This is a genomic window from Candidatus Rokuibacteriota bacterium (genome assembly GCA_016209385.1).
Taxonomy (GTDB): Bacteria; Methylomirabilota; Methylomirabilia; order Rokubacteriales; family CSP1-6; genus JACQWB01.
This window is the reverse complement of sequence record JACQWB010000025.1, coordinates 1-14,080: the sequence shown is the minus strand read 5'-3', so window position 1 is coordinate 14,080 and position 14,080 is coordinate 1. Positions and strand designations below refer to the sequence as shown.

The following is a 14,080-nucleotide window of genomic DNA, read 5'->3' as shown; positions in this document are numbered from 1 at the left end:
GAGTAGCACCCTTCGAGCGCGGGCTTCGCCCGCGCAACCCGTTCCCGGGGGAGGCCTCGGAGGGGGCCGTCGAGGCCCCCTCCGACTGATCTACCGCTCTATTCGGTTAAACGAAGCCCCCGGGGTTTTGTTACCGGGGGCCGAGAAGATCCCGAAGCCGGCAGAGGGCCCGGTGGAGGGCGACCCGGACCGCTTCGGGGGACGCCCCCGTGACGTGAGCGATCTCCTCGTGGCTCAGGCCGGCGAAGCGGCTCAGCAGGAGCACTTCCCGCTGGGAAGGCGGGAGCCGCAGCACGGCCGCTTGAAGGTAATCGCCGAGTTCCTGTGCCTCGGCTTCCTGAAGCGGGGTAGCTCCCGGGGCGGCTACCGTCTCAAGGATCTCACCGCTCTCGAGTTCCGGACTCCCTCGCCGCTGACGGAGCTGATCGATGAGGAGATTCCGCGCGATTGTGAACAGCCACGTTCTGAACGCCGCGGTCGGCCGGTAGTCCTCGCGGTGAGCGAACACCCTGAGGAACGTCTCCTGAAGGAGATCCTCAGCGGTGGAGCGGTTGCCGAGGGACCTGAGCAGGAAGGTAAAAACAGCGCGGTAGTGGCGCTCGTAGAGCGCCCGAAAGGCCGAGAGCCTGCCCGCCTTCAGCTCCTCCATCAGAGCTTCATCCGAGCGTGCGAAACCGGGCATGGTGACTCGGTACGGCGGTCTCAGGTGAAGGGAAAGATCAAGCGGGGCGGGCGAGCCTCAAACTGAGAGGACGATCTTCCCGAAGTGCTCCCCTCGCTCCATCCTGCGGTGGGCCTCAGCGGCGTCTGGCAAGGCGAAGACTTTGTCCACCACAGGCCGGAGTCTCCCCGCCCCGACATGACGGAGGACCTCGACAAACTCGCCCGCGGTCCCGATGAAGGTGCCGTGGATCGTCTGGTTCTGAGCGAAGAACTGGATCAGCGGGAGCGCGACCTCGTTGCCCGTAGTCTGTCCGCAGACGACGAGGCGCCCGCGCCGTGCCAGGGACCTCAGGCTTTCGGCCCACGTGGCCGGGCCGACATGCTCGAAGATCAGATCGGCCCCCCGCCCGTCCGTCAGCCGCCGCACTTCTTGAGAGATCGTCTGGCCGTAGTGATCGATGGTCTCGTCGGCGCCGAGGTCCCGGCAGCGCTGGCGCTTGTCCGCGGTCCCGGCCGTGGCGAGGACACGGGCCCCGTGGAGCCGGGCGATCTGGATCGCGGCGCTCCCGATCCCGCTCGACGCCCCCACCACCAGCACGGTCTCGCCGGGCCTGACCCCGCCGCGCGTGACGAGCATGTGCCAGGCTGTGAGGAACGCGACGGGCAGGGCCGCGGCCTCGACGAAGCTCAGGCCGTCGGGCATGAGGAACACGTTTCCCGCCGGCACGGAGATCAGCTCGGCGTACCCGCCGTCCACCGCCCCGCCCAGCACCTTGATTTCGGGGCAGCTGTTCTCGGCGCCGCTCCGGCAGAACTCGCAGCGGCCACAGGTCAGCGTGGGCAACACCACCACCTTCGCCCCCGGAGGAGGTCCCGACACCCCGGGACCAAGCGCGACCACCTCTCCCGCGATGTCGGTCCCCAGGATGTGGGGCAGCCGCGTCTCCCTGAGGCCACGCCGCACCCAGACGTCGCGGTGGTTGAGCGCGCAGCCGCGCACCCGGACCAGCGCCTCCCCGGGCCCGGCCTTCGGGTCGGCCCAGTCCCGGTACTGGATGACGTCCGGCTCGCCGTGGCGCTCGATGACCGCCGCCTTCATCGCCCCTCACCCTTACCCTCTCCCCAGCGGGGAGAGGGATCGATTCGCTGTGCCTTCACCGTCGCCACCAGATCTCGCCGTCCTTCACGGTCAGGTACGGGCTCAACCGCCGCCGGCCGCGCAGGGTGTTGCCGTCCGTGTCCTGAAAGTCGAACTCGCCCTCCTCCAGTTCGAAGACCACGACGTCGGCGATGGCCCCGGGCTTGAGCGTCCCCAGCGTTCCGTCCTGGCCGATCACCCGAGCCGGCGTCGCCGTCGCCGCGCCGATCACCGCCTCGAGCGGCATCCCCAGGTTCAGCAACTTGGAGAGCGTCGTCGGAAGATCCTTGACGACACCGGCCGCGCCGCCGGAGGTGAGGTCGGAGGAGATGGTGTCCGGGAAGAAATCCTGCTCGATGGCCGCCTTCGCCACCCCGAAGTTGACGTGATTCCTGCCGTGGGCCACGTCAAAGAGAACGCCGCGGCGTCGCGCCTCGCGCACCGCCGCTGTCACGCGCCGCGATTCATCCAGGATCCCGTATCCTCGCGCGTTGAGAAAGTGGCTGACCAGGTCGCCAGGACGCAGCAGCTCGAGGATGGAGTCGAGCGGGGTCGGCGGGTTCGTCACGTGGATCATCACCCTGAGCCCTCCAGCCAGCTCGGCGGCGCGGATGGCCCGCCGGAGCGGCTCGATCCCCGCATCCCCCACGACCTCCTTCTGGTTCCTCACCTTGATCCCCAGGATGAGGTCGCGATGGTCGCGGGCAACGCCGGCGGCGGCCTCCGGATCCGCATACGGCAGGTGGTTAAGCTCGCCCACCCTGAGGTAGGCGAGGCCGATCGCCGAGACGTTCAGGAACGCCCGGATGCGGACCCGGCTCCGCGCGATGACGAACTGACGCATCCCTTCAAAGGTCGCGGCGCCGGCACTCCCCGCGTCGATGAACGTAGTGACGCCCGTCGAAGCACAGACCCTATCCGTCAGAGCGCCCAGGTCCGAGGACCCGACAAAGCAGTGGGCGTGCTGGTCGATGAGCCCGGGGACGACCAGCTTGCCGGTGACGTCGATGACGGTGTCACTGTCGGCCGCAAGGGATGGCCCGACTTCCGCCACTCGCCCGTCACGACACCTGACGTCGTGGCGCCCGCGCACACCCGCGTAAGGATCGATGACCTCCCCGCCCTTCAGAACAAGGCCAGCCATGTTGCCTCCCATTTCACTCGACCGGCTCCGGGAGCCCCTCCACCCGGCCCGAAGGCTCGCGCGCACTCGCCTCGGCAGCCTCGACCCGGACCCGGCGCATGAGCGGGATCAGGAGCAGCCCCAGGGCGAAGAGCAGCGAGAGCAGCCGAAAATCGTCGCTGTACGCCAGCACCTGGGCTTGCTCAACGGTGTCGCGGTAGATCATCGCCAGGGCCCGCCGCTGGGCCGTGAAGGTGTCCGCCCCATGGCTCAGGAAATGCTGGGTCCACTGCGAGAGGCGAGCGGCAGTTTCAGGATCCCAGACGTCGACATGGCTGACCAGGCTCGCCTGATGGAACTGGCTTCGGCGAGCCAGGAGGGTGGTCGCCAGTGCGACCCCGGCGCTCCCTCCCAGGTTGCGGAATACGTTGTACGCCGCCGTCGCATTGCCGAGCTTGTCCCTGGGCATGGTCGCCAGGGCGAGCGTCGTCAGCGGCACGAAAATGAACCCGAGGCCGAGCCCTTGAAGAAAGCGCGGCCACATGAGGTGCCAGTAGTCGACGCCGAGGGTCAGGTGCGACATGAAGTAGAGCCCGACAGCGTTCAGGACACACCCGAGGGCCAACAGAATCCGCTGGTCCATGCGGGCCACAAGCTGTCCCGCCACGATCAGCGAGATCATGTTGGCGAAGCCGCTCGGCGCGAGCACGGTGCCCGAGGTCCAGGCGTCGTACCCCAGGAGCTTCTGGGAATAGAGCGCCACCAGCGCCATGCTGGAGTAGAGGCCCAGCCCGACCAGCGCGATGAAGCAGGTCCCGGCGGCGAAGTTCCGGTCTCGGAAGACGGAGAGATTCAGGATCGGCTCCCGCGCCGTCAACTCCCGGATCAGGAACCCGACGAGCGCAGAGCCCGCAATCACGGCCAGGCTCACGATCCAGTTAGAGTCGAACCAGTCTTCCCGTTCTCCACGATCGAGAACGAGCTGGAGGCAGCCGAAGCCGATCACCATCAGCACGAGCCCGAGGGCATCCACCCGCCCTGGCTTCTTGAGGTACGGGGGATCGAACAGAAACACGCTGGCCATGAAAAAGCCCAGGAGCCCGATCGGAAGGTTGATATAGAAGATCCAGCGCCAGGACCAGTTGTCCGCGATCCATCCTCCGAGCGTCGGTCCCAGGATGGGACCCATCATCACCCCAACCCCCCACACCGCCATCGCGGTGCCGCGCTGTCGGAGGGGGAAGATCTCCCACATGATGGTCTGGGAGAGCGGGATCAGGGGGCCTCCGCCGACCCCCTGGAAGATCCGCGCCAGCACCAGGAACGTGAGGTTCGGGGCGATCCCCGAGAGGAACGAGCTGACGGTGAACAGGGTCGTGCAGATCAGGAAGAAACGCTTGCGTCCGAGAAGCCCGGCCAGCCAGCCCGTGGCGGGGATGATGATGGCATTCGCCGCCAGATAGGAGGAGAGGACCCAGGCGACCTCCTCTACGCTGGCCGAGAGGGAGCCCTGCATGTGCGGCAGGGCCACGTTGACCACGCTGGTGTCCAGGATCTGCATCACCGTCACCAGCATGACGGAAAACGTGATGGCCCACTTCCGGGATGCCGGGAGGGGCGCGTCGGGCATCTATCTTACTCGGATGGTGACGACCGCAGACATCCCCGCGCGAAGCGTGTGGGGGTTGCTGTCCTCCTTGGAGTCCAGGTGGATCTTCACCGGGACCCGCTGCACCACCTTGACCCAGTTCCCCGTCGCGTTCTCGGGCGGGAGGAGGGAAAAGCGCGAGCCGGTTCCGGCGCTGATCGACTCGACGGCGCCGATGAACGTCTGGCCGGGAAAGCTGTCCACCCTGATCTGGGCTTTCATCCCCGGCCGGAGCCGCGCGAGCTGAGTCTCTTTGAAGTTGGCGACGACCCAGACGTCGTGGAGCGGGACGATCGCCATCAGGGGCTGGCCCATCTGGACGAGCTGCCCCACCTCCACGTTCCGCCTGGACACGATCCCGCCCACCGGGGCGCGGACCTCCGTGTGGGGGAGCTGCAGCTCGGCGTAGGCGAGATCGGCATGAGCCTCTTTCAGCCGCGCCTCCGCTCGCCCGGCCTCAGCCTCCTTGACGGCCACCTGATGGCGCTGGCCCTCCGCCCGTGCCAGCGCGGCCCGGGCCTCGGAGACCCGCTGGCGCGCCTGCTCGACGCCGAGCGTGCGGGCGGTCAGCTCGGCCTCCGCCTGCTGGACCTCCTTCTCGCTCTGGGCGAGCCGGCGCTGGCCCGCCTCGGTCGTCGCCCCTGTGGTCTCGAAGGCCTCTTCGGCCTGATCGAACTCGCGCTGGGAGACGTACCCGTCTTTCAGCAGGCGTCGCATCCGCTCGAGCTCCCGGCTGGCCTTCCGATAGGCGCTCCGAGCCCCGCTCAGCTCGGCCCGCGCGGCCTCCGCCGCCGCGCGCTTGGCGTCGAGCCGCGCCCGCGCCTCCTGGACGGCGGACTCGCTCGATTGGACCGCCACGACGGCGACCTCGACCCCTGCACGGGCCTGGTCGATCTGTGCCCGCGTGGTCTCGTGCGTCAGCGGCACCTCCGACCGCGCCGCGCGCAGGCTCGCCTCGGCCATGGCAACCGCGGCACGGGCCTGGTCGCGCTTGGCGAGGTAGTCATTCGGGTCGATGCGGAGGAGGAGATCACCCTTCCTGACGGGCTGGTTGTCGTTCACGAGAAGCTCGGTGACATGGCCGGCCACCTTCGCGCTCACCGGCGAGACGGTTCCCTCGACGTACGCATCGTCGGTCCAGACGTGGGTGGCTGAGAAGTTCCAGGCGTGGAGCCCGTACCCGACGGCGGCGAGGCCGACGAGCACGGCTAGCCCGATGAAGAACTTCCGCCTCACCTCAGCTCACCGGCCGAGAAACGCGGACCGAAGGAGTCCCGGGCAGGAGGTCCGCAGCTTCGGCCTCAGGGGAATCCGGGCGCTCCATCGCAACGATCCGGTCCAGGCGGAACGTCCGCTCGTCCTGGCGCAGGTGGCAGAACGCCCGGAGGTAGAGGTAATCGCCGAGCGGCATCACCTCGAGCGGCTCGACCTCTCGCACCGTCTCCACACGGTGGGCCGAGACGTACTGGAGCCTGACGCGGCGGCGCCCGGTTATGGCCTCAGCCAGCTCGGGCGGGAGGGGGATCGCGTCCTCCTCCGGGAGGCTGGCTGACGGCAGGAGCAACGCCTCAAGCGCGGTAACGCCTTTCGCCCGGAGGTCGGCCAGGAAGCGCTTGAGCACCTCCCAGGTGGTCAGGACGTCGGCAAGCGCCCGATGCCTCACCCTCTCGGGCAGACCCAGCTCGAGCGCGATCGTCCCGAGGCCGTTCCGGGAGAAGGCGAAGTAGCGCCGCGCCAGGACCAGCGTGTCGATCAGCGGACCCTCCAGAGGGGGGAGCCCGAGGTAGCGCCGCTCGGCGTTGAGGAAGCTCCAGTCAAAGCCGACATTGTGACCGACAAGGACAGCCCCGTCCAGGAGCTGCCAGACGCGCTTCGCCACCTCGGCGAACGGCGGCGCGGTCGCCACCATCTCCTCGGTGATCCCATGGACGGCCGTGGCACGGGGGGAGATGAGCCGGCGGGGATTGACGAAGCTTTCGAAGGTGACCTGGCTCGCCCCTTCGACACGCAAGAGCCCGATCTCGACGACGCGGTCACCGTAACGGGGAGAGAGCCCCGTCGTTTCCACGTCCACGACGGCCAGGGGGCGGTCCAGCATCGTCCGGCTCTCCCTGACTCTATCACACTTCGGTCAGGGCCCGGAGGAGACCCCGTCAGTGGATCGCGCCCTCCACCCAGTCCAAAATTTCTTTGAAGGGGACCTCCCATCCGGCCTCGAGCATGAGCATGTGGGCGTGTCCCGGGAGCTCGAGATAGCGGGCCCCGTATTTCCGCGCGATCCGCCGCTGGACGCCGACCGGCGTGATCGCGTCGTGCTCGGCTCCGACCACCAGGAAGGGGCAGCGGACCGCCGCCGCCTGCACGTCGATGAGGCCGAAGGCCAGCTCTCTCGCGGCCCGGCCGGATTCCGCCACCAGCCGCTCATACACCCACGCCTGCCGGTCGGGGGGGAGGCGGTTCAGCACAAGGGCATCGGCGTCGGCGCGCGAGGCGACGAACGCCCGAGCGCCCAACATGGGCCCGAGGTACTTGAACATTCGCGAGAGCACCGGCCAGCGGAGGACGACGATCCCCCGCGGGGCCGCGCTCGTGAGGGCTACCGTCGCGCGGACGCGCGCGCGCTCGGCGACCTTCTGAACGATCAGCCCGCCCATCGAGTGGCCCACGACGACCGACTCGCCGAGCTGGCCGAGGCAGTCCAGGACGTCCTGAACATAGTCGAGAACGCTGACCCGGCCCAGGTCGGTGCCGGGCCGGCTGCCGTGGTGGCCGCGAAGGTTGAGCGCCCAGGCCTCCCAGCCGGCGTCGGCAGCGGCGCTGAGGTAGTTGGCCCAGTACCAGCTCCCTCCCCACATCCCGTGGACGAAGAGGATCGGAGGCCGCCTCGCTGCTGTACGGGGTCTCGCCCGCTCGACAAGAAGGTCGCCGATCTGCTCCATGCCCGCGCCGCGACCCCTCAGCCGGCTCCCTGCTTCTCCAGCCGCGTGAGAAAGACCTCCATCTCTTTCTTAGTCTGGAGGTCTCCGGTCTGGAGGGCGACGCCGATCCCCGCCCGATACGCGGCCATGGCCTCGCGGGCCCGGCCGGCCCGCTCGAGAGCGCGCCCGAGCCCGCGATGGGCAGCCGTGTAGTCGGGCTTGAGGCGCAGCGTCTCTGTGAACTCGCGCACCGCGTCCTCGGCCCGGCCCGCCTCGAGATACGCGCTGGCAAGACCGAACCGGGCGACCGGATCGTCGGGGAACAGCTGGACGACTTCCTCGAACTGCGCGACCTTCTCGTTCACTTCACGTCTACCTTGAGATAGAGATCGCCTCCATACACGCCCTTGCCCCTCAGCCGGAGTCGCGTCCCGGGGCGGATCCCCGGGGGGATCTTGACAATGAGCTCTTCGACCCGCTCGTCGCGCTCGAGCGTCACGCGCTTCGGCCCTCCCGCGCGCGCCTCGTCGGCCGTCAGCTCGAGGGGCCGGATCAGGTCCGCGCCCCCTCGCCCGCTCCCCAGGGCAAGGAGCCGCCTCACGCCTTCCACCGGCGCCGTGACCAGCGCCCTCAGCTCGCTCCCGAGCCATCCCAGAAAGCCCGCCAGCGACGGCGGCTCGTCCGCCGGCGGCGCCGACTCGGCCTGGGGACGCGCTCGACCGGTCACCTGCTCCCGATCGGACCCGAACACCACGCGCCGGAAGCCGAAGGGGCCGAAGACCACGACGCCGCCGAAGAAGATCCCGCGGCCGCCGAAGAAGGTGTCGCGGACGAAGCGGTCGTCGAAGCGGAAACCCAGGCGCGAGAACTCGCGCGCGAGCTCCTGGAGGAGGTCGGCAGAGCCGGGGTCGGCGAAGAGGTCGCGAAAGAGGTCGTCGCGGCTCCAGGCCCGACCTCTGAACGACTCGTGCCTGTCCTGGGCCAGCCGAAACCCGTCGTACTCGCGACGCTTGACCGGGTCCGACAGGACGGCGTAGGCTTCCGACAGTTCTTTGAACCGCTCCTCAGCCGCGCGGTCTCCCGGGTTGCGGTCGGGGTGATACTGCAGCGCCAGGCGACGGTAGGCGCGCTTGATCTCCTCCTCCGCGGCGCCGGTACCCACGCCGAGGAGCTGGTAGTAATCCTTCCGGGGCCAGCGTCGGGAACTCACCTACTTCGAGTCGCAGAGGAAGCGCCCGAACCAGGCGAGGCTTCGGGTCAGGGCCTCGAGCCGGTGGCGCGTGTCGCTCAGGCGGTGGTCGGCACCGCAGAGCAGGACTAGCTCGCGCGGCTCGGCAGCCCGGTCAAAGAGAAGCTGGCCGTGATGGGGCGGCACCACCTCGTCGTGGTCAGCCTGGATCGTGAGCGAACACCGGACGCCGCTCGGGGCATCGACATAGCGGCCGGCCCGGAGCTCGTCGAAGAAGGCGGCGCCGAGCCCCAGGAGATCCTGCGACCGGGTCGGGTCGAGTCCGCGGAGCGTCGCGGGACAATTCCAGGTCACAACCGGTCCGGAAAGACGGCCCGCTGCCGCGACGAAGAGCGCCACGTACCCGCCCATGCTGGAACCCAGCAGGCCGAAGCGACCGTTCAGCTCCGGATGGCCCACGAGGAATTCGAGCACACCCTCCGCATCGCGGACCCGGGTCCCGATCGTACTCTCGCTGTACACCCCGTCGCTCTCCCCGCAGCCCCGGAAGTCGAAGCGCGCCAGGACCAGCCCCGCTCCGGGGAATTCGCGCCCGAGGAGGAGGTACTTCTCGCTGTCCTTGGAAGCCCCGAGCCCGTGGCAGGCCACGACGCAGGGAGCCGGCGTGCGCTCGGGCAGGTGGAGCACGAGCGCGACCTTCTGGCCGTCAACGGGAATCCGGTGGACTTCCTCGCGCATGCCTTTTAACCGCATGACCAGGCCGGCGGGTGGCACGGCGATGGGGCCGGGCCCCGAACGCCGCAGGCGTCGGGAGGGGGCGCCCAGCGCGGGTCCCCACGCCGGGCCACCCACGCCTGCCGCGCGGGTACCCGGCGAGCACCGCGGGGCGGGCCCCCACGCGAAGCGTGGGGAGTGCCGGGAAAGGACCCGCCGGCCTTACCAAAGACGCTACGTTCACAGGTCCATCCGCCTCACCTCAGCACTCCTGGCCGCGCCAGTTTCGTCTTCGAACCTTGGAACACCGTGTTCCAAGTACGTCCAGTACGTCTACCAGCCTAAGTATTACCCAGCGGATCGCATGCTCCAACACACCCTCGTCCGTGGCGCGTGGGGAAATCTCCGCGATGGCCACCACATCGTGGCCGGCAGCGCGGAGGGCGCGCACCACGGCGAAGTCACAGCTCTCATCTGCCAGGAATCGCACCGGTCAGCGCTTCGTGCGCTTGCGGCTGCGCCCTCTGGCAGGCTCCACGACCTCCATTTCCTCGTGAGCCACCGTGTCCGCAGCGTAGCCGATGGCGGCCTGGATATCCTCCCGCGTGAGGCGCGGGTAGGCGTCCAGCAAATCCGCCTCGGTGGCACCTTCGCTAAGGTTGCGCAGGATCAGCTCGACGGTGATGCGGGTGCCCCGGATGATGGGCTTCCCCAGCATAACCTTGGGATTAATCTCGATCCGATCAGTCACCGTCATGCCAGACCTCCCGTGCCGGCTTCGCTCTCAGCAGACCCTGATTTCAGCCGGCAGTGCGCCCTCGCCAACGATTCTAACGGATTACGGTGGAAGGGAGAAGCGAATGCTGGAGAAGCCTTCCAATCAGTCTCGTCCAAGAGGAGCAGCCAGACGCTCGGCAACTCTTTCAGCACGGTCGCGGCGTTCGACAGACACCCGGCATGCTCCGGATAGCGGACAAGATCCAGAGACAGGCCTCCTCCCTCGGCGTCCTAACCCGACGGGAGGCACCCTCTTGAGATCCCCCTGCTTCACGAATAGGATTCACGCCTCGCCCTTCTCGACAGCGGGGACGGACTCTGACCCCGACGCTCTCAGACCCGCTTCAAGCGCCGTAACTGCCTGTTGACCCTTCCCGGGTCAAACGCCTCCGGATCGAATTTCCCGCCGACCCACGCGAGCATGGCCCGATGTTCCTCTGCATTTCACCAGGCCCCGTTTCATCGCCCAGGTCCGGGTGCCCCGGCATCGAGGGCAACGAAAGCCCGCGGGCCAGCGCAGATGAACCAGGTAGGCGCGGCAGTCCGCCTCCGTAGCAAACCGCCGCTCGAATTCGGCAAGGGTGCGCGGATAGTCCTCCACGCCCCATACCACTACATCTGGGGCCTAGTTGAGTCAAGTGAATAGCCCTCAGAGACCAAACGAGATCGGGAGCCCGCTGCCCCTTAGCAAGCGGCGGAGACGCTCCAGTTGGTCGTTCGCCAGGGCGTTCATCGGATACATCAAGATCGCCCTGACTCCTTGCCTCTCCTGCCGCCGGGCCTTCAGGCAATAGTCAAGGATCGGAAGGAGGAAGCATTCTGTCTTTCCCGATCCAGTTCCCGTCGTGACCAGAAAGGAGCGGCCGGCCACGCCGATCCGAAGCGCGCGCTCCTGGTGGGCGTACACGCGATCTTCCCCGAACGGCCAGTGCGCCCTTAGGAGATCACGGTGAACGACCCCCTCCTCGGCCAGAGCCCGGAGCGGCTGCCCCATTCGGAAGTCGCGAGTTAGCGTAACCAGCGGGCCGCGCACCACCACGTCGACTTGCTGGAGGTGCTCCTCGAACTGCCGCTTCAGGTGCTCGTCATGGAAACGGTAGGACGTGCGGAGAAATCGCTTGTACTCTTCTACCACATGTCGAACCGCAGTGAGCACTGGGGCAGTCATACGAGACCGGTCACCCCGCCTGCCAGGGCTCGATCCCTAACGCGTCAAGCCAGGCCGCAACTGTCTCGTACGCTTGACGCTGCATGATGGCCCGCTCTTCGAGATCTCTCAGATCAAAAAAGTCGGCAACCCATTTCGGCCCCGCATGGTCCACGGACAGAAACTGCGCCCGGATCTTCTCCAGGCCTTCGCGGACAAGCCGGCTGCCGAGATGAGGGTGGAAGGCGGCCGCCAACCCTCCCGTTCCGCCGGGATAGTAGCGCACCGCGTAGTAGATATCGTAGGCGTCCTTCTCCTTGAGCCGATCCGCCAGGGCCATCCCCTTCATCACGAGCCAGGGAACGATTGCCGCCACCTGAAACGTCACTCGGTCCCGCCCTCCATTGGGGAGTTCCCCTTCCAGGGAACGCGAACTGGATTGGAAAAGACCAGGTCACACCCCCGCGCTTTCCGGGCGCGCACGTCCTGTACTGATTGAGTCCGGTGACCAGAACCTGTGCCGCCGTACTCCCCGGCCAGGAGGTCAACTTCGACGACAACGGCCTCTCTTCCCGCCAGCGGAACCTCCCTGAAAAACCTGAACGGTTGCTCCTGGTCCTGCCGGTAGCCACGAGTAGCCATGGCCTGGAGAATCGTCCGGTATGTCGCTTCGGCAATCTTCTGAAAGTCCAGGGCAAGGTCGATATCCAGCGTGCCCGCGTGCGGTTCCGGCGTACCGGCAAGCACGAGGGCGGGAACCCAACCGCCCACCACCACCATCTGGTCCCGGAACTCCCCCATCAGGTGGACAAGTTCGATGAGGACCGCCTTGCAGGCCTTGACTGCCTCGGCGGTGTAGTCCCTGCGTGTCACCATTGCGGCCGAAGCCGCTGTTCCAGGATGAACGTGGCGGCTTCCTCTCCACGGCCCTTATAGCCGATGAGGTCGAGGTAGAGCTGGACATCGCTGACGACCATATCCCCTTTTACGTCCCTTGCCCCGTAGAAAAGCCCCTCGTCGAACGGCGTTAGGATCGTGAAGTTCGCCCCGGATGAAACCGGTTTCCACCCAAGCCCCCTGGCCAGCTCTGCCGCATCGTACGATGCATAGGCAAACCCTCGCGAATAGCGCGCAAAAGGCGCGACGCGGGCCGCCCCAGAAAAGAGCGCCAGCGCATGTCGGATACTATTAGCCCGACAGTAGTCAACGAGTGTCTGTTCGAGCTCGCGGGAATCTCCCGGCCCGTAGCAGTCGAGGGCTGAGCTCTTCAGGTACGAGTAGCCAGCGCCCCACTGGCGGATAAGTTCTTCGGGCTTGATCAGGCGGAGCCCTTCCTCATCTTCTTGGGCGTACTCCAGATCGAGAAGGCGCTGCTTGACCTTGAAGGCGAGGCCCAGGCTGACCTCGGCCTGGCGCGCCAGAACTTGCACCTGGCAGGAGCGTTTGGGATCCTCGAGCAGTACCCGGAGCACACGGCCCGCCTTGGGTGCGAAGAGTGCGCGGAGGGGACGCCGCTCAAGCTTCGGGTTGGGAAAGCCCTGGCGCTCGATGAACACTTGGCCGAAGACCAGACGGCAGTTTCCCGCCAGGTCCAGGAATCCGATCCCTGCCTCTTTGCAGATCCCTGCGGTGCGGGGACTGATGTAGGGGGCTCCGATCACGCCGTAGGACTGACGCTCGTCCGAGACGAGGGTACGGAGCTGCTGCGCCGCGACACGGATGATCCGGGGCTCGCCGCTCTGTTTCACCTCGACGAGGAGCCGCCACTGCTCCTTACCCGCTGTTACTTGGAGGACGAGGTCAACGTCTTCCCGCTTTTCAACCTTCCAATCCTTGACGCGCAGGAAGGGCACCTCCTCCAGGACACCGAGGAGTCGCTCTCGGATCTCAAGTTCTAAGACCGGTCCACGGCTAATCATATTTCACCGATTTAGCCCCTTTCACCGGATGGTGAAAGTATAGGTTATAGTGAAACTACCAGTCAAGGCTTTTCGCCACAAACCACCGTTTCACCGAACGGTGAAACTCGGCGTCAGAGTGACTACCCAATCCCAGGGAGCGAAAAGGTCCTGGCGGCTTTCAGTCCCTCGTAGCGCTCAGGGTCACAGGTAAGAAGGACGACCTGAAGACTGTCAGCGGCCTCCTGCAAGATGACGAGAAACCGTTCCTGGCGGTCAGGGTCGCTCTGGACGAGGGTGTCGTCGAGTACAAACAGCATCCGCTCATCCTGGGCGAGGTACTGCGCGAGGGCGACTCGCATCACAAGAGCGAGTTGCTCCCGCGCGCCACCCGAGAGGTCCTCCAATGAAATGAAGAGGGCTTTTTCGTGTCGTCGCGCGACAGCGCGATGGGCGAAAAAGGCGCGTTGAACGAAGCCGCCCGCCGACGCCGGTCACCGACGCCAGCTATGGGGAAATAGGCCCAGGAGACCTGGCGCTCCCGGGTCAGATGGAGCTGGTACTGGCGGATGTGCTCGAGGGTGAGCTGATCGGGGGGCCGCATGAAGTGGCGGACGAAGTTGCGGACGCAGCGCACATAGCACTCGCGGGTGCTTGCGCTATACCCCCGGAGGCGGAGCTCCTCGTCCATGCGATCGCGGAACTGGCCCATGGCGTCCTCCTTTCGGGATGAAGGGGCCCAGCGATGAACGGACGGACGCCATGGAGTGTACCGGGCAACCCTGGGATGGAAACGGGCGAGACGACGGGGGAAGACTGGCGCCTACGAGGGAGCGCGCGGACAGGGACCCCTCACCGCCATGCG

The 14,080-nt window shown here is 67.0% G+C and carries 18 protein-coding genes and 1 pseudogene; all 19 read right to left on the bottom strand.

The window, feature by feature from the left end:
* Positions 1-130 precede the first annotated feature (130 nt).
* On the bottom strand, positions 131-649 hold the full coding sequence (locus HY726_01625) for a sigma-70 family RNA polymerase sigma factor (GenBank protein MBI4607691.1): 519 nt from the start codon (positions 647-649) through the stop codon (positions 131-133).
* Positions 650-739: 90 nt separating this feature from the next.
* Positions 740-1,762 (bottom strand): zinc-binding dehydrogenase, encoded by a 1,023-nt coding sequence (locus HY726_01620; protein ID MBI4607690.1) that lies wholly within the window; start codon positions 1,760-1,762, stop codon positions 740-742.
* Positions 1,763-1,817: 55 nt separating this feature from the next.
* Positions 1,818-2,945 carry an amidohydrolase/deacetylase family metallohydrolase gene (locus HY726_01615; GenBank protein MBI4607689.1) on the bottom strand — a complete coding sequence of 376 codons (1,128 nt, stop codon included), beginning with the start codon at positions 2,943-2,945 and terminating at the stop codon, positions 1,818-1,820.
* Between the two features lie 13 nt (positions 2,946-2,958).
* The gene (locus tag HY726_01610) at positions 2,959-4,554 is read right to left on the bottom strand and encodes a DHA2 family efflux MFS transporter permease subunit (GenBank protein MBI4607688.1); all 1,596 of its coding nucleotides are present in this window, start codon (positions 4,552-4,554) and stop codon (positions 2,959-2,961) included.
* Entirely contained in the window at positions 4,555-5,808 is a 1,254-nt protein-coding gene (locus tag HY726_01605; GenBank protein ID MBI4607687.1) for an HlyD family secretion protein, read from the bottom strand. It lies immediately after the preceding gene.
* Between the two features lies 1 nt (position 5,809).
* A complete protein-coding gene (locus HY726_01600; GenBank protein MBI4607686.1) occupies positions 5,810-6,670 on the bottom strand; it encodes a WYL domain-containing protein in 861 nt (286 codons plus the stop codon).
* A 55-nt stretch (positions 6,671-6,725) separates the two neighbouring features.
* Entirely contained in the window at positions 6,726-7,511 is a 786-nt protein-coding gene (locus HY726_01595) for an alpha/beta hydrolase (GenBank protein ID MBI4607685.1), read from the bottom strand.
* A 17-nt stretch (positions 7,512-7,528) separates the two neighbouring features.
* The gene (locus tag HY726_01590) at positions 7,529-7,855 is read right to left on the bottom strand and encodes a tetratricopeptide repeat protein (GenBank protein ID MBI4607684.1); all 327 of its coding nucleotides are present in this window, start codon (positions 7,853-7,855) and stop codon (positions 7,529-7,531) included.
* The gene (locus tag HY726_01585; GenBank protein MBI4607683.1) at positions 7,852-8,700 is read right to left on the bottom strand and encodes a J domain-containing protein; all 849 of its coding nucleotides are present in this window, start codon (positions 8,698-8,700) and stop codon (positions 7,852-7,854) included. The genes HY726_01590 and HY726_01585 overlap by 4 nt, the downstream gene beginning before the upstream one ends.
* Entirely contained in the window at positions 8,701-9,417 is a 717-nt protein-coding gene (locus tag HY726_01580; GenBank protein ID MBI4607682.1) for an alpha/beta fold hydrolase, read from the bottom strand. It abuts the gene before it with no gap.
* Positions 9,418-9,655: 238 nt separating this feature from the next.
* Complete coding sequence (locus tag HY726_01575; protein ID MBI4607681.1) at positions 9,656-9,883, bottom strand: DUF5615 family PIN-like protein; 228 nt, start codon at positions 9,881-9,883, stop codon at positions 9,656-9,658.
* Between the two features lie 3 nt (positions 9,884-9,886).
* Positions 9,887-10,150, bottom strand: coding sequence for a DUF433 domain-containing protein (locus tag HY726_01570; protein MBI4607680.1), 264 nt, complete (start codon positions 10,148-10,150; stop codon positions 9,887-9,889).
* Between the two features lie 468 nt (positions 10,151-10,618).
* A pseudogene (locus HY726_01565) lies at positions 10,619-10,771 on the bottom strand (transposase).
* 48 nt (positions 10,772-10,819) lie between these two features.
* Positions 10,820-11,338: a DEAD/DEAH box helicase gene (locus HY726_01560; protein ID MBI4607679.1), complete on the bottom strand. Its 519-nt coding sequence runs from the start codon at positions 11,336-11,338 to the stop codon at positions 10,820-10,822.
* Between the two features lie 10 nt (positions 11,339-11,348).
* A complete protein-coding gene (locus HY726_01555) occupies positions 11,349-11,705 on the bottom strand; it encodes a hypothetical protein (protein ID MBI4607678.1) in 357 nt (118 codons plus the stop codon).
* Positions 11,702-12,193 (bottom strand): hypothetical protein, encoded by a 492-nt coding sequence (locus tag HY726_01550; protein ID MBI4607677.1) that lies wholly within the window; start codon positions 12,191-12,193, stop codon positions 11,702-11,704. The genes HY726_01555 and HY726_01550 overlap by 4 nt, the downstream gene beginning before the upstream one ends.
* Positions 12,187-13,236, bottom strand: a complete 1,050-nt coding sequence (locus HY726_01545) for a hypothetical protein (GenBank protein ID MBI4607676.1) — start codon at positions 13,234-13,236, stop codon at positions 12,187-12,189. Before HY726_01545 ends, HY726_01550 begins: the two co-directional genes overlap by 7 nt.
* Before the next feature lie 122 nt (positions 13,237-13,358).
* Positions 13,359-13,577 carry a hypothetical protein gene (locus HY726_01540; protein ID MBI4607675.1) on the bottom strand — a complete coding sequence of 73 codons (219 nt, stop codon included), beginning with the start codon at positions 13,575-13,577 and terminating at the stop codon, positions 13,359-13,361.
* On the bottom strand, positions 13,577-13,927 hold the full coding sequence (locus tag HY726_01535) for a phage integrase N-terminal SAM-like domain-containing protein (protein MBI4607674.1): 351 nt from the start codon (positions 13,925-13,927) through the stop codon (positions 13,577-13,579). The genes HY726_01540 and HY726_01535 overlap by 1 nt, the downstream gene beginning before the upstream one ends.
* Between the last annotated feature and the right edge of the window lie 153 nt (positions 13,928-14,080).